This is a genomic window from Pseudomonas sp. GD03875 (assembly GCF_029840585.1).
Lineage (GTDB): Bacteria > Pseudomonadota > Gammaproteobacteria > Pseudomonadales > Pseudomonadaceae > Aquipseudomonas > Aquipseudomonas paralcaligenes.
In genome coordinates this window covers 81,114-105,503 of sequence record NZ_JAOCCV010000013.1, presented here as the reverse complement: position 1 = coordinate 105,503, position 24,390 = coordinate 81,114, and the positions used below count along the sequence as shown (strand labels likewise).

The 24,390-nt window shown below is 68.7% G+C and carries 26 protein-coding genes; 15 read left to right on the top strand and 11 right to left on the bottom strand.

Going from position 1 to position 24,390, the window contains the following annotated elements; translation table 11 throughout:
• Window positions 1-61 precede the first annotated feature (61 nt).
• The gene (locus N5D30_RS13775; protein WP_279909463.1) at window positions 62-952 is read left to right on the top strand and encodes a DUF6685 family protein; all 891 of its coding nucleotides are present in this window, start codon (window positions 62-64) and stop codon (window positions 950-952) included.
• A 58-nt stretch (window positions 953-1,010) separates the two neighbouring features.
• Here the strand turns inward: N5D30_RS13775 and N5D30_RS13770 are convergent, their stop codons facing one another.
• The 4 genes from N5D30_RS13770 to N5D30_RS13755 form a co-directional block, all read right to left on the bottom strand.
• Window positions 1,011-1,367 (bottom strand): ribonuclease E inhibitor RraB, encoded by a 357-nt coding sequence (locus N5D30_RS13770; protein ID WP_220814024.1) that lies wholly within the window; start codon window positions 1,365-1,367, stop codon window positions 1,011-1,013.
• A gap of 223 nt (window positions 1,368-1,590) precedes the next feature.
• A complete protein-coding gene (locus N5D30_RS13765; protein ID WP_279909461.1) occupies window positions 1,591-2,346 on the bottom strand; it encodes an SDR family oxidoreductase in 756 nt (251 codons plus the stop codon).
• A complete protein-coding gene (locus N5D30_RS13760; protein WP_279909460.1) occupies window positions 2,343-3,266 on the bottom strand; it encodes an alpha/beta hydrolase in 924 nt (307 codons plus the stop codon). Before N5D30_RS13760 ends, N5D30_RS13765 begins: the two co-directional genes overlap by 4 nt.
• Window positions 3,250-4,722: an NAD(P)/FAD-dependent oxidoreductase gene (locus N5D30_RS13755; RefSeq protein ID WP_279909459.1), complete on the bottom strand. Its 1,473-nt coding sequence runs from the start codon at window positions 4,720-4,722 to the stop codon at window positions 3,250-3,252. Before N5D30_RS13755 ends, N5D30_RS13760 begins: the two co-directional genes overlap by 17 nt.
• A 107-nt stretch (window positions 4,723-4,829) precedes the next feature.
• Between N5D30_RS13755 and N5D30_RS13750 the strand changes: the two genes are divergently transcribed.
• The gene (locus N5D30_RS13750) at window positions 4,830-5,834 is read left to right on the top strand and encodes an AraC family transcriptional regulator (RefSeq protein WP_279909458.1); all 1,005 of its coding nucleotides are present in this window, start codon (window positions 4,830-4,832) and stop codon (window positions 5,832-5,834) included.
• A 139-nt stretch (window positions 5,835-5,973) separates the two neighbouring features.
• Here N5D30_RS13750 and N5D30_RS13745 read toward each other — a convergent pair whose 3' ends face one another.
• The gene (locus tag N5D30_RS13745) at window positions 5,974-8,040 is read right to left on the bottom strand and encodes an LTA synthase family protein (RefSeq protein WP_279909457.1); all 2,067 of its coding nucleotides are present in this window, start codon (window positions 8,038-8,040) and stop codon (window positions 5,974-5,976) included.
• A gap of 349 nt (window positions 8,041-8,389) precedes the next feature.
• Between N5D30_RS13745 and N5D30_RS13740 the strand changes: the two genes are divergently transcribed.
• Complete coding sequence (locus N5D30_RS13740) at window positions 8,390-9,832, top strand: methyl-accepting chemotaxis protein (protein WP_279909455.1); 1,443 nt, start codon at window positions 8,390-8,392, stop codon at window positions 9,830-9,832.
• 2 nt (window positions 9,833-9,834) lie between these two features.
• A complete protein-coding gene (locus tag N5D30_RS13735) occupies window positions 9,835-10,440 on the top strand; it encodes a YdcF family protein (protein ID WP_279909454.1) in 606 nt (201 codons plus the stop codon).
• A gap of 37 nt (window positions 10,441-10,477) precedes the next feature.
• Here N5D30_RS13735 and N5D30_RS13730 read toward each other — a convergent pair whose 3' ends face one another.
• Window positions 10,478-11,170 carry an NUDIX hydrolase gene (locus tag N5D30_RS13730; protein WP_279909453.1) on the bottom strand — a complete coding sequence of 231 codons (693 nt, stop codon included), beginning with the start codon at window positions 11,168-11,170 and terminating at the stop codon, window positions 10,478-10,480.
• A gap of 141 nt (window positions 11,171-11,311) precedes the next feature.
• On the opposite strand from N5D30_RS13730, the gene N5D30_RS13725 reads away from it, so the two are divergent.
• The 3 genes from N5D30_RS13725 to nadE are packed head-to-tail and all read left to right on the top strand — an operon-like array spanning window position 11,312 to window position 13,989.
• The gene (locus N5D30_RS13725) at window positions 11,312-11,956 is read left to right on the top strand and encodes a nicotinamidase (RefSeq protein WP_279909452.1); all 645 of its coding nucleotides are present in this window, start codon (window positions 11,312-11,314) and stop codon (window positions 11,954-11,956) included.
• Between the two features lies 1 nt (window position 11,957).
• Window positions 11,958-13,151, top strand: a complete 1,194-nt coding sequence (gene pncB / locus N5D30_RS13720; RefSeq protein ID WP_279909451.1) for a nicotinate phosphoribosyltransferase — start codon at window positions 11,958-11,960, stop codon at window positions 13,149-13,151.
• 10 nt (window positions 13,152-13,161) lie between these two features.
• Window positions 13,162-13,989 (top strand): ammonia-dependent NAD(+) synthetase, encoded by an 828-nt coding sequence (nadE, locus tag N5D30_RS13715; protein WP_279909449.1) that lies wholly within the window; start codon window positions 13,162-13,164, stop codon window positions 13,987-13,989.
• Window positions 13,990-14,048: 59 nt separating this feature from the next.
• Here nadE and N5D30_RS13710 read toward each other — a convergent pair whose 3' ends face one another.
• From N5D30_RS13710 to dcd, 4 genes are all read right to left on the bottom strand, one after another.
• Window positions 14,049-14,216 (bottom strand): hypothetical protein, encoded by a 168-nt coding sequence (locus N5D30_RS13710; protein WP_279909484.1) that lies wholly within the window; start codon window positions 14,214-14,216, stop codon window positions 14,049-14,051.
• A gap of 88 nt (window positions 14,217-14,304) precedes the next feature.
• Window positions 14,305-14,739: a DUF4279 domain-containing protein gene (locus tag N5D30_RS13705; protein ID WP_279909447.1), complete on the bottom strand. Its 435-nt coding sequence runs from the start codon at window positions 14,737-14,739 to the stop codon at window positions 14,305-14,307.
• 4 nt (window positions 14,740-14,743) lie between these two features.
• Window positions 14,744-15,034 (bottom strand): hypothetical protein, encoded by a 291-nt coding sequence (locus N5D30_RS13700; RefSeq protein ID WP_279909446.1) that lies wholly within the window; start codon window positions 15,032-15,034, stop codon window positions 14,744-14,746.
• Window positions 15,035-15,058: 24 nt separating this feature from the next.
• The gene (gene dcd / locus N5D30_RS13695; RefSeq protein WP_220814012.1) at window positions 15,059-15,625 is read right to left on the bottom strand and encodes a dCTP deaminase; all 567 of its coding nucleotides are present in this window, start codon (window positions 15,623-15,625) and stop codon (window positions 15,059-15,061) included.
• Window positions 15,626-15,896: 271 nt separating this feature from the next.
• Here dcd and N5D30_RS13690 point away from each other — a divergent pair, with 271 nt between their 5' ends.
• Complete coding sequence (locus tag N5D30_RS13690; protein WP_279909445.1) at window positions 15,897-16,394, top strand: hypothetical protein; 498 nt, start codon at window positions 15,897-15,899, stop codon at window positions 16,392-16,394.
• 3 nt (window positions 16,395-16,397) lie between these two features.
• On the opposite strand, the gene apbC is transcribed toward N5D30_RS13690, so the two are convergent.
• The gene (gene apbC, locus N5D30_RS13685; RefSeq protein WP_279909444.1) at window positions 16,398-17,492 is read right to left on the bottom strand and encodes an iron-sulfur cluster carrier protein ApbC; all 1,095 of its coding nucleotides are present in this window, start codon (window positions 17,490-17,492) and stop codon (window positions 16,398-16,400) included.
• A gap of 169 nt (window positions 17,493-17,661) precedes the next feature.
• On the opposite strand from apbC, the gene metG reads away from it, so the two are divergent.
• The 7 genes from metG (at window position 17,662) to nth (ending at window position 24,366) form a co-directional block, all read left to right on the top strand.
• A complete protein-coding gene (gene metG / locus N5D30_RS13680) occupies window positions 17,662-19,698 on the top strand; it encodes a methionine--tRNA ligase (protein WP_279909443.1) in 2,037 nt (678 codons plus the stop codon).
• 58 nt (window positions 19,699-19,756) lie between these two features.
• Window positions 19,757-20,305 (top strand): Rnf-Nqr domain containing protein, encoded by a 549-nt coding sequence (locus tag N5D30_RS13675; protein WP_279909441.1) that lies wholly within the window; start codon window positions 19,757-19,759, stop codon window positions 20,303-20,305.
• A 151-nt stretch (window positions 20,306-20,456) separates the two neighbouring features.
• The gene (gene rsxB, locus N5D30_RS13670) at window positions 20,457-21,599 is read left to right on the top strand and encodes an electron transport complex subunit RsxB (protein WP_279909440.1); all 1,143 of its coding nucleotides are present in this window, start codon (window positions 20,457-20,459) and stop codon (window positions 21,597-21,599) included.
• Window positions 21,580-22,584, top strand: a complete 1,005-nt coding sequence (locus tag N5D30_RS13665; RefSeq protein WP_279909438.1) for an RnfABCDGE type electron transport complex subunit D — start codon at window positions 21,580-21,582, stop codon at window positions 22,582-22,584. Before rsxB ends, N5D30_RS13665 begins: the two co-directional genes overlap by 20 nt.
• Window positions 22,581-23,180 (top strand): RnfABCDGE type electron transport complex subunit G, encoded by a 600-nt coding sequence (locus N5D30_RS13660; RefSeq protein ID WP_279909437.1) that lies wholly within the window; start codon window positions 22,581-22,583, stop codon window positions 23,178-23,180. The genes N5D30_RS13665 and N5D30_RS13660 overlap by 4 nt, the downstream gene beginning before the upstream one ends.
• A complete protein-coding gene (locus N5D30_RS13655) occupies window positions 23,177-23,731 on the top strand; it encodes an Rnf-Nqr domain containing protein (RefSeq protein WP_279909436.1) in 555 nt (184 codons plus the stop codon). The genes N5D30_RS13660 and N5D30_RS13655 overlap by 4 nt, the downstream gene beginning before the upstream one ends.
• Window positions 23,728-24,366: an endonuclease III gene (gene nth, locus N5D30_RS13650; RefSeq protein WP_220815087.1), complete on the top strand. Its 639-nt coding sequence runs from the start codon at window positions 23,728-23,730 to the stop codon at window positions 24,364-24,366. Before N5D30_RS13655 ends, nth begins: the two co-directional genes overlap by 4 nt.
• The last annotated feature ends 24 nt before the right edge of the window (window positions 24,367-24,390 follow it).

Sequence of the window (24,390 nt, the reverse complement as noted above, 5' to 3'; positions counted from 1 at the left end):
GTAGTGCGCGCCATCGACGGCTCTGCCACACTGACCCGGTAGTACCCGGAGTCCGTTGCCAGTGAGCTTGACCGAATCCCTCACACTCGTCTCGCGCCTTTCCGCCCTGGCCCAGCGCCTGGGCCTGAAGGGGCGTGTGCCGCGCGTGGTGTTCGAGCGCGCCCGTGGTCTGCGGCTGCCGTTCCAGCCGCTGCCGCTGCCGGAGCCGAGCCTCTGGTGGCAGGCGGGACCGCCGCTGCACCGGCTGGTCGACCTGCCCCGCGACGCGCTCTCGGGGCCGGTGCAGGAAGACAAGGCCGCCGCCCGCGCCGTGCTGATGGGCGTGGTGGAGCGGGAAACGGAGCATCTGGACAACTTCGACCTACGCACCATCGATGGCCTCTGCAGCCCGCCGGCGAACACCGGCGACAGGCTGACCAGCTTCGAGGAGCTGGCCGCCAGCCCGCTGGGCCGCTGCGCCCGCATCATCAGCTACAAGGACTTCCTCAAGACCATCAGCCAGGCCGTGCCGCGCTTCCTCGCCGCCGAGGCCATCGAACTGCGCCAGGCCAGCTGGTTCGGCGAACGCATCTTCTGGGCCGGCGACCAGCATGGCGAGGCCTTCGCCTGCGCCATCGCCTACGCCCGCCTGCGCGGCCTGGAAGTCACCCTGCCGGCCGAGCTGACCCACTACCGGCTGAGCGCCAACGGCCTGGCCGAGCTGCGCCGGCGCTACCACATGACCGCGATGCCGGTGCAGGCCTGGAGCGAGCCCGCCTTCATGAGCCTGCTGCTCGACCACGGCCTGCCCTACGCCCGCCTGTCCCTGCTGCGCTACCCGGACGCGCCGGAGTTCCTCCTGCTGCCGAAAAGCTCCGAGGAAGCCAACGCCCTGGGCGAGGGCCTGCGCCTGGCGGGCGCGCCGGACGTAACCGCCTTCATCGAGGCGCTGCACCAGCGCACCGTCGTCTGACAACCGGGGGAAAATGCCGGCAGCCGGCCGCCCGCAGGCTGGCCGGCGTCCACCATGCTCAGAGCCGGCCGGAGAGCTGAGCGTCGAGGCGGACCTCCTGGGTCACCCCCCAACCGTCCAGCACACCGCCGAGCGGCATCACCAGGGCCTCCAGATCCTGCTCGAAGTCGCCGATGCCGGCATGGGTGGCATACATCACCTTGCTCACCTGCAGGTGCCAGGCGCCGTCCTCGCGGACGCTGACCTGGGCATTCAGGGATTCACCGCGAAACTGCCTTGCCGCCTCTCTGGCCCGCTCCTCGTTCGGGAAGATGGCGTAGAACTCGATGGGATGGACGCGGGCGAAATCGAAACCGCCCTCTTTCATGCGGCGCAGAACGTTAGTGCTGACATCATCTTGGAAGGCTGTACTCATGGAAGGACCTCCTCTCAGGCGATGGATCGACCGCAGCCGCCGTCGGCGGCATCGCGACACCAGGGGGTGCCGCCCGAGAACCAGGCAACGCTGCCTGGTCTGTCGCGACGGGCGCGAACGCCCGCAGGCGGCTGGTTTCGCGAATGCGTGCCCGAGCCGCCGTTCCTTGAGGGTAGTGCCTGAATGGCGGATGTGCCCGGCCATCGACCACCGGTCGCGGGCCTCAGTCGCGGGAGAGCCAGCCCATCACGGCCCGGTTGGTGGCTGGCGGCGACAGCTGTCCGGACCAGTACATCAGATTGAACAGCCAGTGGATGACGCGGTGCACCCGGGGCGCGCGGACCTGCTGCCAGGCTGCCTCGGCCACGTCTTCGGCGCGCAACGCGACGCCCAGGCGGCGCAGGGTCGGCGGGGTGAAGCGCTGGCTGTCGACCATCGGCGTGGCGACGAACGGCGGCATCAGGTCGCCGACCCGTATGCCGTGGCGCCGCCATTCCAACTCCAGCGCCTCGGTCAGCCCGCGCACGGCGAACTTCGAGGCCGAGTAGCTGACCATGTGCGGCGTGCCGTAGAGCCCCGAAGCCGAGCCCATGTTGACCACCTGGCCACGCGCCGCCTTCAGGTAGGGAAACGCGGCATGAGTGGCCTGGAGCAGGCCGAACACGTTGATCTGCAGGATGCGCGCATGCTCCTCCAGCGCGATCTCTTCGAAGAAGCCGAAGCGCAGCACGCCCGCGCAGTTGAACAGCACGTCCAACGCCCCGCCCTCCCCGCAGAAAGTGGCCAGTGCCTGGTTCAGCGCCTCGCCGTCGGTCACGTCGAGTGCCCGGTGCCAAGCGCCGCCCAGCTCGGTGGCCAGGGCCGCCAGCGGCTCCGCGCCCACGTCCAGCAGGCCGACCCGCCAGCCGCGGGCGTGGAACAGCCGGGCGCTGGCCGCGCCGATGCCCGACGCGGCGCCGGTGATCAGAATGTGCTTCATTGGCAGCCCCTCTCCCCAAGAAATCCGGCGACCCGCCGCATCGCCAGCGCGGCGACCTGCAGCAGGCCGCAGTTGATCTGGAACACGTGCCACTGACCCGGATAGATCTCCAGGCGCAGGTCCAGCCCGGGGCAATCGCGCAGCCCCAGGCTCTGGTTCAGCAGGCGCTCGTCCTCGCCGACCTGCACCAGCAGCGGCGGCAGCCCGGCCAGGTCGGCGTGCAGCGGCGACAGCAGCGGCGCAGCGCGATCCACGCCCGGCGGGCAGTAGCCATTCACGCCCTGCTCCACCCAGGCCATGGTGATCAGCGGGTCGCCACCCGGTGGCTCGTGCCAGGTCGCGCCGCTCAGGTCGGTGACCGGCGAAAAGCAGACCAGCGCCGCCGGCGCCGGCAATCCGGCGTCGCGCAGCCGCAACGCGGCGGTCAGGGTCAGGTGGCCGCCTGCCGAGTCGCCGGCGATCACGATCCTGTCTGGCGACTGGCCCTGTTCCAATAGCGCCCGGTAGGCGTCCAGCGCATCGTCCGCCGCCGCCGGCCAGGGATGCTCCGGCGCCAGGCGGTAGTCCAAAGCACAGACCCGCGTGCCGGTCTGCCTGGCCAGGTGGCTGGTGATCGCCCGGTGGGTGCGCGGCGAGCCGACCATGAAGGCGCCACCGTGCAGGTACAGCAGCACCCAGCCGTTGTCCCGCTCGCCCCTCAGCCATTCGCAGGGCACGCCGCCGAGCACTCCGGGCTCGATACGCACGCCCCGTGCCCGCGGCGCGGTCAGGGTCGCCAGGCGCAGCACCCCGCGCTGCAGGCGCGGCGGCACCACGGGGTGCATGCCGCTGCGGAACACCAGCCAGGTACTCGCCCGCAGCCAGCCGGTGAGCAGGCGCTGGCCGAGGCCCGGCCGGGGCAGCTCAGCGCACCAGTTCATAGTCGCTCCAGCGCGGCCGGCGCGTGTGGTGACGGTAGCTGAAGGTGAAGCCCGACCAGTTGTTGGTGTGCTTGCCGGCGGCGTTCTTGTACCAGCTGCTGCAGCCCTGCTCCCACACCGAGTCGGCGATGTCGCGCTGCACCTGGCGGTTCCAGGCGTCCTGCACGTGGCGGCGCACGTCCAGGTAACGCACGCCCTGGTCGAGCCTGGCGAGACAGTCCAGCACGTAGGGGAACTGGCTCTCCAGCATGTAGATGATCGAGTTGTGGCCGAGGTTGGTGTTCGGCCCGTAGAGGATGAACAGGTTGGGGAAGCCGCTGACGCTGATGCCCTTGTACGCCTCGGCGCCGTCGCGCCAGGCCTGGTTCAGGTCCAGGCCGCCGAGGCCGCGGATGTGCATCGGCGCCAGGAAGTCGCTGGCGGCGAAGCCGGTGCCATGGATCAGCACGTCCACCTCCCGCTCCACGCCGTCGGCGGTGACGATGCCGCGCTCCGTCACCTCGCGGATCGCCTCGTCCACCACCTCCACCTGGGGCTGGCGCAGCGCCGGGTAGTAGTCGTTGCTGATCAGGATGCGCTTGCAGCCCAGCGGGTAGTCCGGGGTGAGCTTCGCTCTCAGGCCCGGCTCCGGGACCTGCCGGGCCAGGTGGCGCAGCACCAGCATGCGCTGCAGCTTCATGATCGACGGCCAGAGGAAGAACGCCACGCCGCGCGCCTCGTGGAACAGGTACTGCCAGGCCCGGTCGAGCTTCTGCGTCCAGGGCCAGCGCTTCATCAGCGCCAGCTCGAAGGGGCGGTAGGCGCGGTCCGGCTTGGCCATGACGTAGGCCGGCGTGCGCTGGAACAGATGCAGCCGGGCCACCTTCGGCACGATCTGCGGCACGAACTGGATGGCGCTGGCGCCGGTGCCGATCACCGCCACCCGCTTGCCGGCCAGCTCCACGTCGTGGCGCCAGCGCGCCGAGTGGAAGCTCTCGCCGGCGAAGCGCTCCAGCCCCGGCAGCTTCGGGTACAGCGGCCGGTTGAGCTGGCCGCAGGCGCTGACCAGTGCCCGCGCGCTGAAGCTGGCGCCGTCCGTGGTGGTGACCCGCCACAGGGCGGCCGCCTCGTCGAACCAGGCCCCGGCCACCTCGCTGCGGCAACGGATGTGCGGCGCCAGCCGGTGGCGCTCGATGCACTGGCGCACGTAGGCGAAGATCTCCGGCTGCGGCGCGTAGCGCCGGCTCCAGTCGAGCTTGGGCTCGAAGGAAAAGGAATACAGGTGCGAGGGCACGTCGCAGGCGGCGCCGGGGTAGTGGTTGTCGCGCCAGGTGCCGCCGGGCTCCTCGCCCTTCTCGAGGATCAGGAAATCCTCATGGCCCTGCTGCCGCAGCCGCATCGCCAGGCCGAGACCGGCGAAGCCGGCGCCGATGATCAGCACGCGCAAGGGTGCCTGCTCGGGAGTCTTGTTGGTCATTGTTATCTCCATGAGCCGCCAATAGTGCGGTCGAGGCCATCCTAGGGCTTTCCCCGAGCCCGGTTTATGGCATAGTCGGCCACGGAATTGTGACTTTCGGACAATCTATGCCCCGCCCTCGCCGCAGCGCTGTCAGCGTCCAGCTGCTCACCCAGTACGGCCTGGATCACGGCCTGTCCCTCGACGCCTGCCTGCACGGCACCGGCCTGGACTGGCTGCGGCTGGCCGATCCCGCCGCCGAAGTGGACGCCGAACAGGAGCTGCGCCTGGTGCGCAACCTGATCGCAGCCTGCGGCGCCCGACCCGGCTTCGGCCTGCCCCTGGGCCGCCGCTACCAGCTCAACAGCTACGGCATCTGGGGCTTCGCCCTGCTCGCCAGCCCGACCTACGGCGATGCCGCGCGCCTGGGCCTGCGCTACCTCGGCCTGACCTACGCCTTCCACGGCATGCGCCTGGAGGAGCACGACGAAGAAGTCCACCTGCTGCTGGACGACCGGGAAGTGCCCGAGGAGCTGCACAGCTTCCTGCTGGAGCGTGACCTGGCGGGCATGCTGCAGGTGCTGCGCGAGGTGCTGGGCGCCGAGCCGCCGCTGCTGCGGGTGGAACTGCGCCTGCCGCCGCCGGACGACCCCGCCGTGTACCGCGACGAAATCGGCGTGGCGCCGCTGTTCGGCCAGGCCGAGAACCGCTTCGTCTTCCCCCGCTACCTGCTCGACCGGCCCCTGGCCGGCGCCCACCCGCAGGCGGCGCAGCTGTGCGAGGAACAGTGCCAGCGCCTGCTGGCCAAGCGCAGCCAGCACGGCGGCCTGGCCGGGCGCATCCGCGCCCTGCTGCTGGAGCGCCCCGGGCGACTGCCGGACATGGAACAGGTGGCGGCCGGCCTGAACATGAGTTCGCGCACCCTGCGCCGGCGCCTGGACGAGGAAGGCAGCAACTTCCGCCTGCTGCTGGACGAGGTGCGCCAGGCCCTGGCCGAGGAGCTGCTGGCCACCGGCGGGCTGACGCTGGAGGAGATCGCCGAACGCCTCGGCTACGGCGAGGTGTCCAACTTCATCCACGCCTTCAAGCGCTGGAAGGGCGTGGCGCCGCGCCGTTTCCAGCGCGGCGCGTGAGAACCTGTCTACGCGCTGTCGGCCATACGGCGCTGAAAGTCGCCTCAAAATGCTCATTTACACTGCGTAAACTGCGCTTTTTCGGCGACTTTGCCTTGTCTGGCTCTAATTCAGCAGCTCGTAAACAGGCTCTAAACGCTCAGCGTACGGCGCTGCCGCCCGTGGCGCCGGCGGTGTTCTGCAGCAGGCTCTGCGTCGCTACCTGCAGGAAGGCTTCCAGGCGCTTCTGCAACCCGGCCTGGTCATCGTCGCCCTGCACCACCTCGACCCCGGGCTGGGCGCCGAGCTGGTAACGGTACAGCTTGGCCGGCAGGCCCTTGGGCTGCACCAGGATCTTCTCGCCGTTGACGATGGCCACCGTCTGGTCGCTGCCTGAGGGCTTGATCACGCCGATACCCGGGTCGCCCTCGGGCAGACCGAGCAGGTCGCGGCCCCAGCACTGCTGGCGGGTCTCGCCGCCCAGGCGGGCCATGATGGTCGGCACCACGTCGACCTGGGTGCCGACCGTGTCGAGGCGCTCGCCAAACTTCTCCTGCATGCCCGGGGCGATCAGCAGCAGCGGCACGTTGAAGCGGAACAGGTCCATCTCGGTGAGCTGCTCCGGGCTGCCGAAGCCGTGGTCGCCGACGATCACGAACAGGGTGTCCTGATAGTACGGCGACTGCTTCGCCTGCTCGAAGAAGCGCCCCAGCGCCCAGTCGGAGTAGCGCATGGCGGTGAGGTGCTGGTTGAACGAGCCACGGTCGGTCACCGGCTCCACCGGCAGGCTTTCCGGCAGCGCGTAGGGGGTGTGGTTGGAGAGCGTCTGCAGCAGCGCGTAGAACGGTTTCTGCGGGTCGAGTTTGGCCAGTTCGATGGCGGCGCGGTCGAACATGTCCTGGTCGGACACGCCCCAGGTCGGATCGATGAACACCGGGTCGACGAAATCCTCGCGGCCGATGAAGTTGCGCATGCCCTGGTTGCCGAAGAAGCCGGACTGGTTGTCCCACTGGAAGTTGCCGTTGTAGACGTACAGGTCGTCGTAGCCGCGCGCGCTGAGCTGCTGCGGCAGGCCGGAGAACTTGTGACTGCCCTCCGGCGTGCGCATCAGGTACTCGAAGCCCGGCAGGTTGGGGAAGCACGCCATGGTGGCGAACATACCCTGGTGGGTGTGGGTGCCGTTGGAGAAGAAGCGGGTGAACAGCAGCCCTTCCCGGCTCAGGCGGTCGAAGTTGGGCGTGATGTTGGCGTCGCTGCCCAGCGCGCCGACCCAGCGCCCGGCAAAGCTCTCCATCAGGATCACCACCACGTGCCTGATCGGCAGCGTGCCTTCGGTGGCCGGCGTGGAGTCGCGGCGGACCGCCGCACTGTCGGCGTCCACCAGCGTGTCCCGCTCGGTAAGCAGCATCTCGCGCACCGTTTGCAGCGCCTCGTCCTCCGGCATGCTGGCCTTCCAGGCGTTGTCGCGGTGGCTGGAGAAGCTGTTCTCGGCAGCGTCGACCAGGGTCAGCACGCCGTTCAGGCCCAGGTGGTTGGCGAACATCGAGTCGGTGGTGAAGGCGTCGCCCCAGCGCAGCGGCGGCCCCTGCTTGAGAGTGCCACGCGCCGCGATCACCGCCAGCACCAGACACACGAAGAACACCGACAGGCGCCAGTACCAGGCCAGCGTGGGCTTGGCCCGGCGCGGCCGGGTGACGCCTTCCAGCCAGTGGAAGAGCATGCCCAGGGCCAGCGTCGCCAGCGCCCACGCCAGCAGGTAACGACCCACCGGGAAGCCGTGCCAGAGCATGCTGGCGACGGTGCCCAGGTCTTCCTCCAGGTACTGGAACACCAGGCTGTTCAGGCGCTGGTGGAACTCGCGGTAGAAGTCCAGTTCGACCACGCCGAGCAGCAGGGTCAGGCTGGCCACCACCGTCAGCCACACCACGTGGGCGGTGCGCGCGGCCATGGCGCGCGCGCTGAGCAGCGACAACAGCAGCGGCGCCACAGCGTACACCACCACCCGCAGGTCGAAGCGCAGGCCGTTGAAGAACGCCTCGAACAGGTCGCCGCGGCTGACGTCGGCGATCAGCTCGCTGTTGTGGTGGAGCAACGCCAGGCGCAACGACGAATACATCAGCATCAGCACCAGCGCGCTGGCGAGGGTGAAGGTCAGGTGGCTGGCGAGGTTGGGCTGCAGGCGCGCAGCGGGAATAGCGGAGGAACGGGTGGCGTCCACTGAAGGCATGCTAGGGAAAGTCCAGTCTTTGAAACGGAAGGCATTGTGCCGATCGGGAATTCTCCTGCGCGGCAGGTGAAAATTCCGTCGAGGCAGCAGAAAGACCCATCCCTGCCGACGCCGTTCTGCGCCAGTCGACGACCGGCTGGTCGTGCTGGCGTACGATGAGGCGGCTTATCCGCCTTTCCCGGCAGCGAAACGGCCGTCCGCCTCGACGTTTTGTCGCGAAGGGTTAGCCGGCAGCAGCCGGACTGGGTAATCTGCCCGCAGGCCATGTGCCATCAATCGGCGAAGCGCGGTCAAGCCGATGCGATCCTCGCCGATACGCTCGATAACGAACAAGAACGGAGCGAGTCCCATGCAGCAAGGGCTGTTAGCCATTCTCATGCCTCAGACCGAGCAGAACCCCAGCGACCAGCTGGTGAGCCGCATGCTCGCCTTCTTCTGCCTGTGCGGCATCACCATCGGCCTGTACAGCGGCATCAAGTGGGCCCGCCTGGGCAACGACGCCCTGGTCCAGGGCTCGCTGCTGCTGATCCTCGGCATGCCGCTGGCGCTGCTGACGCTGCGCCAGGCCTGGCTGCCGGCCCGCGGCGCGGCCAACTTCGCCATGGCGCTGATCAGCAGCTACGCGATGATCCTCATCTATCAGCTCGGCGGGCTCCATTCGGCGCACATCTTCTGGCCGCTGGTGGTGATCAGCTTCGCCTACCTGCTGCTGGGTGGGCGCAGCGCGGCGCTCTGGGGGCTGCTGCAGCTGATCTTCGTATTCTGGCTGATCCGCCTGGACCGCTCCGGCGCCATCCTGCCCCAGTTCGAGCTGAGCCCGCGCGACGCGCTGGTCAACGAATACTCGGGCTACCTGCTGCCGGTGATCACCATGTGGCTGGCCCAGTGGTACAGCGCGCGGATGCGCCAGCAGGCGCTGGACGGCGCCGAGCAGCACCTGAAGGAGGCCGAACGAGTCGGCCGGGCCGCGACCAGCGGCGCCGAGCAGCTGGCCAGCCTGCTCGACGAGGTGCGCCTCAGTGCCGGCGACCTGCGCCAGCTCTCCCAGCAGCTCTACCAGACCCTCGACAACATGCGCCAGCGCTGCCAGAGCATCGACGGCGACGTGCAGCGCCAGGCCGACGCCATGCACCAGCTGGACGCGGCCGTGCATGAAGTGCTCGCCAGCCTGGCGCAGAGCACCGAGCACATGCAGCAGCTGAGCCGTGACACCCAGGACAGCAGCGGCCAGGTCAACGCCTGCGCCAGCCGCATGCAGCAGGCTCAGGAGAGCATGCAGGCGATCCAGGCGAGCAACCAGCGCATCGCCGAATCCATGCAGATGATCAGCGCCATCGCCCAGCAGACCAACCTGCTCGCCCTCAACGCCGCCATCGAGGCGGCACGGGCCGGGGAACACGGACGCGGCTTCGCCGTGGTCGCCGACGAGGTGCGCTCGCTGTCCCAACGCAGCAACCAGACCGCCGACACCGTGCAGAGCGTGCTCGGCCAGTCCGAGCAGACGGTGGGCACCGGCGCCCGTCAGGTCACCGAGGTGGGCGAGGCGCTGAGCGAGAACGCCGAGCTGACCGCCAGTCTTTCCAGCGCCATCCTCGAGCACAGCCAGGCCCTGGACAACGCCCACCGGCAACTGGTGCAGGTGCGCGACCACAGTGCCGGGCAGCGGGAAGCGAGCCAGCGCCAGCGCGCCGCCAGCGCCGAGCTGCTCGACGCCCAGGAGTCGCTGGTCGACCTGGGCAAGCGCCTGGAGCAACTGTCGCAGCAGCTGCACCAGCGCGTGGAACAGCGCTGAGCTTGCTCCTGCGGCTATGCCTGGTGCTGGTGGCGCTGCTGGTCGTCGCGGCGACCACGGCGGCGCTGCGCATCGTGCTGCATGAGCCCGGCACGCCACCCGCCAGGGCCGACGCGGCCATCGTGCTCGGCGCGGCCGTGTGGCAGGACCAGCCCTCGCCGGTCTTCGAAGAGCGGATCAGGCACGGCGTGCGGCTGATCACGGAGGGTACCGCGGACTACCTGATCCTGACTGGCGGTGTCGGTGCCGCAGGTGGCCGCGCCGAGTCGGACGTCGCCCGCCAGTACGCCATCGCCGCCGGCGTGCCAGCCGAGCGTATCCTCACCGAATCGGTCTCCCGGGTTACCGCCGAGAACCTGGCCGAGGCCTGCGCGCTGATGAAACGCCACGGCCTGGAAAGCGCCCTGCTGGTCAGCGACCCGCTGCACATGCGGCGCGCCATGGCCCTGGCCGAGGACATCGGCCTGCACGCCCACGCCTCGCCGACGCCCACCAGCCGCTACCGCAGCTGGAACACCAAGGCCGAGTCTCTGGCCTACGAAACCTTCTTCTACCTCGCCCTCCAGGCCCGTCGCCTGGCAGGCCTCGGCCCACGCTGCGCCATGTAGGGTGCGCCACGCGCACCGGCATTTTCCGAACCACGCCTCACGACAGCACGCTGCGATCGAAGATGAAGCCACCGGGCGCCTGCGGCCGATGCGCCAGCAGGTGCTGGGGGCGGCCCATCTTCGGCTGGTTCTTCTCGCCGGTGTCGGCGATCCAGCCGTGCTGCTTCATCTTGTCCAGGCGCCCGCGCAACGTGGTGTGCTGCACCGTCTGGCCCAGCACGGCCTGGAATGCGGCCAGGGCCTCGGTGACGGTGAAGCACGGCGCCAGCAGGTACAGCGGCAGCGAGGTGTACACCGCCTTGCCGGCCAGGCGCTCGGCGGCCTGGGCCACCAACTGGGCGTGGTCGAATGGCAGCGACAGCCGCCCGTAGAGCACCTCCTCCAGGGCGACGAAGCGCAGGTCCTCGCCCGGCAGGCGCACATCGGGAGCCAGCAAAGCGAGGTAGAAGGTCGACAGCGACCAGCCGCGCGGGTCGCGCGCCGCGTTGCCGACCGTGGCCACCTGCTCCAGGTGGGCCGGCACGATCCGCGCCCGGTCCTGCAAGGCGCGCCCGGCGGCGGCATCCAGGCTCGCATCGGCGCAGCGGCCGTTGACCAGCACGCCGGGCAGCGCCCACTGGTCCGCGAACGGCTCCTGGGCGCGCCGCCCCAGCAGCAGTTCCAGCCTGCCCGCCTCGCCCAGGCGCAATGCCACGATGTCCACGCCGGCCAGCACTTCCGCAGATGCCATGCTCCCTCCTCGATGTCAGCGGACTTATTTCATCTTGACGAATAACTCACAACTTTTCACCTCTGCCGGGTAAAACCGCTGGACAACTTATTTCATCAGATGGAATATGTAACCACCTTCACGGCAACGAGGAGTGCCAAGATGAAAATCGCCAGCTTCGACGTCGATGCGCAAAAGGGTTTCACTCCCCTGTGCCCGGACGAGCTGCCGGTTCCCGGCGGCGACGCCATCGCCCCGGCCCTCAACCAACTGGCCGAGCGCGCCAGCCTGCGCCTGGGCAGCAAGGACGCGCACAGCCCTCAGGCCGCCTGGGTTGCACCGAGCCATGCCGAGATGCTCCAGCCCCTGCCGCTGGCCAACGCCGACCTGTCCTGGGTCAGCCACTGCGTGCCAGGCACGCCGGGCTTCGAACTGCTCGACGGCCTGCCCGCTCCGCTGGACTACGACTACTTCGTGTGGAAAGGCGTTGAGCCTGACCTGCACCCCTACGGCGCCTGCTACCACGACCTGGCCGAGAAGCGCAGCACGGGCGCCATCGAGTTTCTCCGGCACAATGGCGTGCAACGCGTGCTGGTCGGCGGCCTGGCCCTGGACTACTGCGTCAAGACCACCGCCCTGCAACTGCGCCGCGCCGGCTTCGCCGTCGACGTGTTCCTGCCGGCCTGCCGGGCCATCGCCGAAGACACCGCCGCCAGCGCCTGCTCCGAGATGCGCGCCGCGGGCATCGCCCTGCACGCCAGCCTGGACGAGCTGGACGCAGCGCTGAACCTGGATGGAGACAACTGAGATGACCGAGAGCGTATTCGCCGAGCGCATCGTGCAGAACCTGCTGGACACCGACTTCTACAAGCTGACGATGATGCAGGCGGTGCTGCACAACTACCCCAACGCCGAGGTCGAGTGGGAATTCCGCTGCCGCAACAGCGAGGACCTGGCGCCCTACCTGGCCGAGATCCGCTACCAGATCGAGCGCCTGGCCGAACTGGAGGCCACCGCCGACCAGCTGGCCTTCCTCGAACGCATCCCGTTCATGAAGCCCGACTTCATCCGCTTCCTCGGCCTGTTCCGCTTCAACCCGCGCCATGTGCAGACCGGCATCGAGGATGGCCAGCTGTGTATCCGCCTGCGTGGCCCCTGGCTGCACGTGATCCTCTACGAAATCCCGCTGCTGGCGATCGTCAGCGAGGTGCGCAACCGCTATCGCTACCGCGAAGTGCTGCTGGAGCAGGCCAGCGAGCGCCTGTACGACAAGTTCGACTGGCTCAAGCGCGAAGCCTCGACCGCCGAGCTGGACGGTTTCCAGGTCGCCGACTTCGGTACCCGCCGGCGCTTCTCCTACCGGGTGCAGGAGCAGATGGTGAAGATCATGAAGCGCGACTTCCCCGGTCGCTTCGTCGGCACCAGCAACGTGCACCTGGCCCGCGAGCTGGACCTCAAGCCACTCGGCACCATGGCCCACGAATGGCTGATGGCCCACCAGCAGCTCGGCCCGCGCCTGATCGACAGCCAGATCGCCGCGCTGGACTGCTGGGTGCGCGAGTACCGCGGCCTGCTCGGCATCGCCCTGACCGACTGCATCACCATGGACGCCTTCCTGCGCGACTTCGATCTGTACTTCGCCAAGCTGTTCGACGGCCTGCGCCATGACTCCGGCGACCCGCTGGCGTGGGCGGAAAAGGCCATCGCCCACTACGAGACGCTCGGCATCGACCCCATGAGCAAGACCCTGGTGTTCTCCGACGGCCTCGACTTCGAAAAATCGCTGCAGCTCTACCGTGCACTTTCCGGTCGTATCAACGTAAGCTTCGGCGTCGGCACCCGGCTGACCTGCGACATCCCCGGCGTAGAGCCGATGAACATCGTGATCAAGATGACCGCCTGCAACGGCCAGCCGGTCGCCAAGATTTCCGACACACCGGGCAAGACCCAGTGCCGCGACGAGAACTTCGTCAGCTACCTGAAACACGTTTTCCGCGTATGAGGACCTCGCCATGAGCAACCGCCAAGCCGAAATCGCCGCCGCGCTGGACGTGGTGCCGCCCTTTGCCGACGAAGCCGCGCTGGTCGCGGAGATCGAGCGCCGCAAGCGCTTCATCAAGGACACCCTGAGAAACGCCGGCCTGAAGGTGCTGGTGCTGGGCATCAGCGGCGGCGTGGACTCCACCACCGCCGGCCGTCTGGCCCAGCTGTCCGTGGAGGAGCTGCGCGCCGAGACCGGCGACCCGGAGTATCGCTTCATCGCGGTCCGCCTGCCCCACGGCACCCAGCACGACGAACACGACGCCCAGGATTCGCTGAAATTCGTCGGCGCCGACGAGAACGACACCGTCAACATCGCCGGCAGCGTGCGCGGCCTGGGCGAGCAGGTCGCGCACCTGCAGAAACTCACGGAGGCCCGCCGCGACTTCGTCAACGGCAACATCAAGGCGCGCATCCGCATGGTCGCCCAGTTCGCCATCGCCAACGCCAACAACGGCCTGGTGATCGGCACCGACCACGCCGCCGAGGCGGTGATGGGCTTCTTCACCAAGTTCGGCGACGGCGCCTGCGACCTGGCTCCGCTCTCCGGCCTGGTGAAGAGCCAGGTGCGCGCCATTGCCAAGTACCTCGGCGCGCCCCAGCACCTGGTGCAGAAGACACCGACCGCCGACCTTGAGGAACTGCGTCCGGGCAAGCCGGACGAAGAGGCCCACGGCGTGACCTATGCCGAGATCGACGCCTTCCTGCATGGCGAGAAGGTCAGCGACGAGGCCTACGCCACCATCGTGCGCACCTACGACAACACCCGCCACAAGCGCGAGCTGCCGCTGGTTCCCTGACCTGAGCCGAACCTGTCTTCCCGGATTGCATCCGGGCTACCCCACTACCCGCGCCCGCCTCAATGGCGGGCGACGGGCACGGGTGGCGGCTGATCGGGGATGGTCGGCTCGCCCGGAGGCGGCGGCAGGTCCGGCTCGTGGGGCAGGTCCGGGGTATCCGGGTCGGGCTGCCCGGGAATCGTGCCGTTCTGTGCCCAGGCCCGAGGGGAAATCGTTGCTGCAAACATGGTGAGGTCCTCCGCTGTGAACTCTGAGGGTAGAGTTCGCCCAAGCGGAAGAAATTCAAGGATTTGACGAGGGGGCGAATCCTGGCTGTCAGGCCCCGTAGATATCGAAGGCAAGGTCGAGGCCCAATTCTGCCAGCCGGCCCATCTGGGAGGGAGAGAGCGTCGGTCCTCCATGCCCGCACGCGGACATCCAGTAGCAGCTCAGGTGCATCTCGCAGCCCTTCTCCCGCAGCAGGCACAGTGCCTCGACCTTGCCGTCCAGGCGATCGAGAATCCAGTCAATATGGCGGCGGACATCCCGCGAGGACACTTCATCCTTGGACGACAGAAACCAGGCGCTGAGCTTTGCCGGGCGGCCCGCTCGCGGCGAGTCCGCAGCGTACGGACATTCGCCTACCCTCTGCCAGTTCGTGGGCTGGACGCCGAGGCAGGAAGTCACGAGCTCGGGATCGACCGAGCCCGTATAGATGCACAGCGCGACGTGGGTGTTCTCGCATGCCGCGTAATCGTCGACATAGGCCAAGAGGCTAGTCGTCCCTGTCTTCGTAGCGCTCCCATGCCCCGCCCACATGGGTTCTTTCCGCCCCCATGTCCACGGGCAGGTCGGCCAGTTCCTCGAGCGTCGGGTCCATCGCCAGCAGATGGGCGACTCCGACCAACTGGAGCTGATCCAGGGTGTCTGCACAGGTGAAGTCGTGGTTCTTCCAGTGGCAGTACATCTGCCAGTCGCCACCAGCGCGGGACACGAACAGCACGGGTCTGGCGCCGGAAACCACGCAGGGGCAGGCGATGGTACCGAGCTGCTTCGGATACGACATGGACCTGCCCTCTTGCTCCAGCGATCAGGTCTTCGGCAGGGTTACGCCGGTCTGGCCCTGGTACTTGCCGCCCCGGTCCGCGTAGGACACTTCGCAGGCCTCATCGGACTGCAGGAACAGCATCTGCGCCACGCCCTCGTTGGCGTAGATCTTCGCCGGCAGGTTGGTGGTGTTGGAGAACTCCAGGGTCACGTGGCCTTCCCACTCCGGCTCCAGCGGGGTGACGTTGACGATGATGCCGCAGCGCGCATAGGTGCTCTTGCCCAGGCAGATGGTCAGCACGTCGCGCGGGATACGGAAATATTCGACGGTGCGGGCCAGGGCGAAGGAGTTCGGCGGGATGATGCAGACGTCGCTGTTGATGTCGACGAAGCTCTTCTCGTCGAAGTTCTTCGGGTCGACCACGGCCGAGTGGATATTGGTGAATACCTTGAATTCGGCGGCGCAGCGCACGTCGTAGCCATAGCTGGAGACGCCGTAGGAGATCAGGCGCTCGCTGCCCTCGGTGCGCACCTGGCGCTCGACGAAGGGCTCGATCATTCCGTGTTCCTGGGCCATGCGGCGAATCCACTTGTCCGATTTGATGCTCATGGCGGCGTCCTGAAAGCAGTGGCTGAAAAATGATCGCGCATATTACCGGGGTCACAGCTTCGCGCAAAGGCCGTCCCGGCCGGCTGCACGCATATCCTAGATCCCCGTCATCCCCGCGCAGGCGGGGACCCAGAAACACCGCGCATGGATTCCCGCATGCGCGGGAATGACGGAATTCACAGGCTCTTCACCCGATTGCCAGGGCCAGTCGACGGGACGGGGCCGCGGGCCTTAAGCTGCGCGCCTGCTCAATCCACGGAAGGATACCCTCATGTTCAGGCTCGCCCGTTCCACGCTCTACCTCAAACTCGGCGCCCGGCGCCTCAGCGGCCTGCATCTGCCCTCGGGAAAGGCATTCGACGAGCTGCCGATGCTGGCCATTGAGCACGCCCGCGACGGCTCGCGCAAGGGCGTCGCCATGGGCACCGAGGCCCTGAAGCTGCAGGAGCGCTCGGAAATCCGCATCGTCAACGGCTTCGATCACCCGCGCACACTGCTGGCCGATTTTCCCGTCGCGGAGCAGACGATCAAGCTGTTCCTCCGCCGCTGGCGCCCGCGCTTTCCCTGGAACCGCCCTCCCGTGCTGATCCTGCACCCACGGGAGCGCCTGGAAGGCGGGCTGACCCAGGTGGAAATCCGCGCCTTCACCGAGCTGTTCACGGCCAACGGCATCCGCACGCTGTATATCTGGACCGGCCGCGAACTGACCCCCGAGGAGCTGCGCGACCTGGCGTTCCCCACTGCAGAGGGAACGCTGATCGCGCACTGAGGCTCAGTCGTCGCTGATCTCGATGATCGGCATGGCGCCGCTGCCCAGGCCGCCCTGGGCGATGCGCGCGCCGACGCTGCGGGCCGTGGCCTGGTAGATCATGGCGATCTGGCTTTCGATGTCGGCCACCACGGTCGGCTTGCCGCCGTCGGCCTGCATGCGGATGGCCATCGACAGCGGCAGCGAGGCCAGCAGGTCGACGCCGTACTGGGCGGCCAGCTTCTCGCCACCGCCTTCGCCGAACAGATGCTCGGCGTGGCCGCAATTGCTGCAGATGTGCACGGCCATGTTCTCCACCACGCCCAGCACCGGAATGTTGACCTTGCGGAACATCTCCACGCCCTTGCGCGCATCCAGCAGGGCCAGGTCCTGCGGGGTGGTGACGATCACCGCGCCGGCCACCGGCACCTTCTGCGCCAGGGTCAGCTGGATGTCGCCGGTGCCCGGCGGCATGTCGACGATCAGGTAGTCCAGGTCGTCCCAGGCGGTCTGGGTCACCAGCTGCAGCAGCGCGCCGGAGACCATCGGCCCGCGCCACACCACCGGAGTGTTGTCGTCGGTGAGGAAGGCCATGGACATCACCTGTACGCCGTGGGCCTCCAGCGGCACGAAGAACTTCTGGTCGCGCACCTTGGGCCGGGTGCCCTCGGGGATGCCGAACATGATGCCCTGGCTGGGGCCGTAGATATCGGCGTCGAGGATGCCGACGCGCGCGCCCTCGCGGGCCAGCGCCAGGGCCAGGTTGGCCGCGGTGGTGGACTTACCCACCCCGCCCTTGCCGGAGGCCACGGCGATGATGTTCTTCACCCCGGCCAGCGCCGGCACCTGCTCCTGGGCCTTGTGCGGCTCGATCACCACGTCCACCTGCACCTGGGCCGACTCCACGCCGTCCAGCCCCTCCAGCGCCATCTGCAGCATCTGCGCCCAGCCGCTCTTGAACAGCCCGGCGGCATAGCCCAGCTCAAGGCGCACGGCGACCTTGCCGCCCTGGATGTCGATTTCGCGCAGGCACCCGGCGCTGACCGGGTCCTGGTTCAGATGGGGGTCGGTGAACTGACGCAGGCGGGCTTCGACCGCTTCGCGGGTGACGGCGCTCATGGGCAACTCCGAAAGACTGAGCAAAACAGGCGGGCATCTTACAGCAGGGCGGAAAACCACCGTAGGTCCTTTTCGCCGCAGCGGGTCATCCGGGCGCGCGGGTGAAAAAAAACCGCCGCGCCTATATAGTGGCCGACTTCCCTCGGTTCACCTGTACGGCCCGCTCACCATGTCCGAAGCCCGCAAGATACTCGTCACCAGCGCCCTGCCCTACGCCAACGGCTCGATTCACCTCGGCCACATGCTCGAGTACCTGCAGACCGACATGTGGGTGCGCTTCCAGAAGCTGCGCGGCAACCAGGCCATCTACGTCTGCGCCGACGACGCCCACGGCTCGGCCATCATGCTGCGCGCCGAGAAGGAAGGCATCACGCCGGAACAGCTGATCGACAACGTGCGCGCCGAACACATGGCCGACTTCGCCGACTTCCTGGTGGACTTCGACAACTACCACTCGACCCACTCGGAAGAGAACCGCGAGCTGTCCGCCGCCATCTACCTGGCGCTGCGCGACCGGGGCCACATCGCCACCCGCGCGGTGACCCAGTACTTCGACCCCGAGAAAGGCATGTTCCTGGCCGACCGCTTCATCAAGGGCACCTGCCCGAAATGCGCGGCCGAGGACCAGTACGGCGACAACTGCGAGAAGTGCGGCGCCACCTACGCGCCCACCGAGCTGAAGAACCCGAAATCCGCCATCTCCGGCGCCACCCCGGTGCTCAAGGAGTCCCAGCACTTCTTCTTCAAGCTGCCGGACTTCGAGGCCATGCTCAAGCAGTGGACCCGCTCCGGCACCCTGCAAGAGGCCGTGGCCAACAAGATCGCCGAATGGCTCGATGGCGGCCTGCAGGAGTGGGACATCTCCCGCGACGCGCCCTACTTCGGCTTCGAGATTCCAGACGAGCCGGGCAAGTACTTCTACGTCTGGCTGGACGCGCCGATCGGCTACATGGCCAGCTTCAAGAACCTGTGCGCACGCCGCCCGGAGCTGGACTTCGACGCCTTCTGGGGCAAGGACTCGACTGCCGAGCTGTACCACTTCATCGGCAAGGACATCGTCAACTTCCACGCCCTGTTCTGGCCGGCCATGCTCGAAGGCGCCGGCTACCGCAAGCCGACCGCGGTCAACGTGCACGGCTACCTGACGGTCAACGGCCAGAAGATGTCCAAGTCGCGCGGCACCTTCATCAAGGCGCGCACCTACCTGGACCACCTGAACCCGGAATACCTGCGCTACTACTACGCCTCCAAGCTCGGCCGCGGCGTGGACGACCTCGACCTGAACCTCGAGGACTTCGTGCAGAAGGTCAACTCCGACCTGGTCGGCAAGGTGGTCAACATCGCCAGCCGCTGCGCCGGCTTCATCCACAAGGGCAATGCCGGCGTGCTGGTCGACGCCAACCCCGAGCCTGAACTGTGGCAAGCCTTCCAGGCCGCCGCGCCGAGCATCGCCGACGCCTACGAGGCCCGCGACTTCTCCCGCGCCATGCGCGAGATCATGGCCCTGGCCGACCGCGCCAACGCCTGGATCGCCGACAAGGCGCCCTGGGCGCTGAACAAGGTCGAGGGCAAGCAGGCCGAGGTGCAGGAAATCTGCGCCCTGGGCATCAACCTGTTCCGCCAGCTGGTGATCCTGCTCAAGCCGGTGCTGCCGAACCTGGCCCGCGACGCCGAGGTCTTCCTCAACGTCGCCCCGCTGGGCTGGTCCGACCTGGCCACGCCGCTGGCCGACCATCAGCTGAATCCGTTCAACCCGCTGCTGACCCGCATCGAACCCGCGAAGATCGAAGCCATGACCGAAGCCTCCAAGGAAGACCTCGCCGCCGAAGCCTCCAAGCCCCAAGGCAATGGCGAACTGGCGAAAGACCCGCTGGCCGCCGAGATCAACTTCGACGCCTTCGCCGCCGTGGACCTGCGCATCGCCCTGATCGAGAAGTGCGAGTTCGTCGAGGGCGCCGACAAGCTGCTGCGCCTGTCCCTGGACATCGGCGACGAGAAGCGCAACGTGTTCTCCGGCATCAAGAGCGCCTACCCGGACCCGAGCAAGCTGGAAGGCCGCCTGACCCTGTACGTGGCCAACCTGGCCCCGCGCAAGATGAAGTTCGGCGTCTCCGAGGGCATGGTCCTGGCCGCCGGCCCGGGCGGCGAGGAAATCTACCTGCTCAGCCCGGACAGCGGCGCCAGGCCCGGCCAGCGGGTGAAGTAACAGAGGCTAGCCTTGTAACAGGCCCGCGACACCCGTCGCGAGCCTGGAGCGAATGCGCATGACCGACTTCCTCTTCGCCCTGATCGGCGCCGCGCTGGTCAGCAACCTGATTCTCGGCCTGCCGCTGGCCGCCGACGCCCTGCGCCATGTCCGCGTCCAGGCCCTGGGCCCGGCCGGCGCGCTGCTGATCCTGCTCGCCGCACCGCTGTCCTGGCTGGTGCAGCAGGCGCTGTCGGCGACGGGGCTGGCCTACCTCCACCTGCTCGCCTGCCTGCCGTTGCTGGCCGCCCTGGGCTGGCTCTGCCTGGCCCTGCTGGCACGCCTGCGTCCCGCGCTGGACCTGACCGGCCTGTGGCCGCTGCTGCTCGGCAACGGCCTGGGTGCCATGGTCTTGGCCACAACCCTGGACGACTTCGCCAGCTCGATGGCGCTCGGTATCGTCGGCGGACTGGGCTTCTGGCTGGTGCTGCAACTGATGAGCGACATGATCGAACGCACTGAGCGCTGCGACGTGCCCGCCGCCTTCCGCGGCGCGCCGATCCTGCTAATGGTCGCCGGCCTCACAGGCCTGGCTTTCCTCGGCTTCGGCGGCCTGGGGGCGGCATGAACGAGACGATGTTCCCGGTGCCTGTTGCTGGCGCAATCCCGCCGCTGTGGGAGCGGACTTGTCCGCGAGCTTCTAGCCGCCATAACAAACGCTTCGCGGCCAAGACCGCTCCCACAGGTGCGCTCCCCCGAGTGTCTGCGGGGGCATGGCCATGAACAACGCCCTGCGCAGCGACGCGCGCGTCCAGGCCATCGACGCCCTGCTGCCGCAGACCCAGTGCGGCAAGTGCGGCCATCCAGGCTGCAAGCCCTACGCCGAGGGCATCGCCGCCGGCGAGGCGATCAACAAGTGCCCACCCGGCGGCACCGCCACCCTTCACGCCCTGGCCCAATTGCTCGCGGTGCCGGAACTGCCGCTGGAACTGCCAGAAGTACCGCCGCAGATCGCCCTGATCCGCGAGGCCGAGTGCATCGGCTGCACCAAGTGCATCCAGGCCTGCCCGGTGGACGCCATCGTCGGCGCGGCCAAGCTGATGCACACGGTGATCCGCGACGAATGCACCGGCTGCGAGCTGTGCGTGGCGCCCTGCCCGGTGGACTGCATCGACATCCTGCCGCTGGCCACAGCGGAAGCGCAGCAGCAGCGCGAGCGCGCCGACCAGTTCCGCCGTCGCCACGAGGCCCACCTCGCCCGCCTGGCGCGCGACGAGGCCAGGCGCCAGGCCGAGCGCGCCGCCCGCGCGCCCGCCGTGGTGGCGGCCGCCCCGACGACGCCTCCGGCTGGCGGCGACACCTACAAACGCCTGAAGATCGAGGCAGCCATGGCCAAGGTGGTGCTGGCCAAGGCCGAGAAGCAGCTCGCCCAGCGCGGCAATCCCGAGCTGCAGCGCCAGGTGGACGAACTGCGCCGCGCCGCCGAGCGGGCCCAGCAGGCCTTCGACCAGGCCACCCCGCCGGCCCCGGCCGCGCCCAGCGCGGGCATCGCCGCGCTCAAGCAGGCGAAGATCCAGTTCGCCCTGCGCCGCGCCGAACTGGACAAGGCCCTGCGCCAGGGCGCCGACGACGCCACGGTGCAGGCGCTGCGCCAGGCGCTGGACACCGCGACGCAGGCCCTGCATGCCGCCGAGGACGCCAGCGGCAAACCGGCGCCCGAGCTGGTGCGCGTCGACAAGCGGCCGGTCGATCCCGCGCTGCGCGAGCTGAAGACCGAGCACGCTTACGCCCGCGCCGAGCTGCAGCGCCTGGAGCGACGCCTGGCGGCCAACGCCTCGGCGGTCGAGGCCGACGTCCTGCAGCGGGCCCGCCAGCGTCTGGCGGAGGCGGAGCGACGCCTGCATGACCACCAGCAGCCCTGAACTCGCCTTCGACCCGCGCCCGGCCATGCAGCGGGTGCTGCTCGCCTGCCTGCCCGGCGCCCTGGTCCTGCTCTGGTTCAACGGCTGGGGATTGCTGATCCAGCTGCTGCTGGCCGCCCTCACCTGCTGCGCCTGTGACCTGCTGGCCCGGCGCCTGCGCGGTTGGCCGCGCCATGACGGGCGCCACAGCCTGTTCGGCCAGCCGCTGCTGGCCGAGGGCAGCGGCCTGGTCACGACCCTGCTGCTGGCCCTGGCCCTGCCCGGCTACGCACCCTGGTGGCTGACGGTCGCCAGCGCCGCCTTCGCCAGCCTGTTCGGCAAGGCGCTGTTCGGCGGCTTCGGCCACAACCCGTTCAACCCCGCCATGCTCGGCTACGCCTTCGCCCTGGTGGCCTTCCCGGCGCAGATGGTGCACTGGCCCGCGCCGGGCGGCGGGCACGACCTGCTGGCCGGCCTGCAGCAGATATTCGCCATCGGCCCCGGCCTGCCGGATGGCTGGAGCCAGGCCACCGTGCTGGACAGCCTGCGCCACAACGACCGCCTGACCGTCGACGAACTGTTCGCCAGCCACCCGGCCTTCGGCGGCATCGGCGGGCGTGGCGTGGAATGGGTCAACCTGGCGTTTCTCGCCGGCGGCCTGTTCCTCCTGCAGCAGAAGACCATCCGCTGGCAGGCGCCGGCCGGCATGCTCAGCGCCCTGTTCGTCGCCAGCCTGCTGTGCTGGAACGGCTCCGGCTCGGACTCCAACGGCTCGCCGCTGCTGCACCTGTTCAGCGGCGCCACCATGCTCGGCGCCTTCTTCATCGTCACCGAGCCGGTCAGCGGCGCCGACAGCCCGCGCGGGCGCCTGTACTTCGGCATCGGTGTCGGCCTGCTGACCTATGCCATCCGCACCTGGGGCGGCTACCCGGACGGCCTGGCCTTCGCCGTGCTGCTAATGAACCTGTGCGTCACCCGCCTGGACCGCCTGGGAGCGCCGCGATGAAGCGCGCCGCGCCGCTGCTGCTGGCGATCGCCCTGCTCGGCGCCGGGCTGCTCGCGCTGCTCCAGCACTTCGCCGCGCCGCGCATCGAGGCCCAGCGCCAGGCCGCCGCCGAGCGCGCCCTGCTCGACCTGCTGCCCGCCGGCAGCTACGACAACCGCCCGCTGCAGCAGCCCATCGCACTGCCAGACGGAGGCCTGCTGGGTAACGCCCGCGCGCAGCAGGGCCATCTCGCCACCCTCGGCGGCCGGTCCAGCGCCGTGCTGCTGCCGGTCGACGCGCGCGGCTACGAAGGTCCGATCCGCCTGCTGGTGGCCATCGGCGCGGATGGCCGGCTGCTCGGCAGCAAGGTGCTGCAGCAACAGGAAACCCCGGGCCTGGCCGACCTCCTGGCGCCCGAGCGCGCCCGCTGGCTGCGCGGCTTCGACGGCAGGATGACGACCGACGGCGAAGCCGCCTGGACCCTGCGCGCGGACCAGGGCGAAGTCGACCAGATCGCCGGTGCCACGGTCACCTCCCGCGCGGTCACCGAGGCCCTGCGGCGCGCCCTGCGCTTCTTCGATGCCGAGCGCGACCGGCTGCTGGAGGTTCGGCCATGAAGCGCACCCTGCCACTGCTCGCCCTGGCGCCCCTGCTGGGCGCCACCGATCTGCTGGTCAAGGGCATCGGCATCGGCGTCGCCGGCCTGCTGGTGACCACGCTGTGCGGCCTGGCGCTGGCGCCCCTGCGCGGGCGACTGGCGGGCAACGCCCTGCTGCTGGCGGCCCTGCTGCTGGGCGGCATCCTGGCCAGCGCCGCCAGCCTGGCCCTGCAACTGCTCAGCGCCGAACTGGCAAGCGCGCTGGCGCTGTTCCTGCCGCTGCTGGTCCTGCCCGGCCTGGCGCTGGCCCTGGGCGATTCCACGGGCGCCCTGGCGGGACTCCGGCCCGGCCTGCTGTTCGCCCTAGCCGCCGTGCTGCTCGGCGCGCTGCGCGAGGCGTTCGGCCATGGCAGCCTGTTCGCCCACGCCGACTGGCTGCCGGGTCCGGCGCTCAGTGGCTGGCAATGGTCGAGCGGCATGCCGTTGCTGACGCACGCCGCCGGCGCCTTTATCCTGCTCGGCCTGTTGCTCGCCCTGTTCCGCCATTTCAACCAAGACGACGCCCGATGAACGCCGCCAAGCGCTACGAGATCTTCCGCCGCCTGCGCGAAGACAACCCCGAACCCAGGACCGAACTGGCCTACACCACCCCCTTCGAGCTGCTGATCGCGGTGATCCTCTCCGCCCAGGCCACCGACGTGGGCGTGAACAAGGCCACGGCCAGGCTGTACCCGGTGGCCAATACCCCGGAAGCCATCCATGCCCTGGGCGTGGAGGGCCTGAGCGAGTACATCAAGACCATCGGCCTGTACAACAGCAAGGCGAAGAACGTCATCGAGACCTGCCGCATCCTCGTCGAGAAGCACGGCAGCCAGGTGCCGGACAACCGCGAGGACCTGGAGGCGCTGCCCGGCGTCGGCCGCAAGACCGCCAACGTGGTGCTCAACACCGCCTTCCGCCAGCCGACCATGGCGGTGGACACCCACATTTTCCGGGTCAGCAACCGCACCGGCATCGCGCCCGGCAAGAACGTGCTGGAGGTGGAGAAGAAGCTGCTCAAGTTCGTGCCCGGGGAGTTCCTGCTGGACGCCCACCACTGGCTGATCCTGCACGGGCGCTACGTCTGCCAGGCGCGCAAGCCGCGCTGCGGAGCCTGCCGGATCGAGGATCTGTGCGAATACAAGGCGAAGACTTCGGACGATTGACGAGCCATTGAATCGACCAATGCG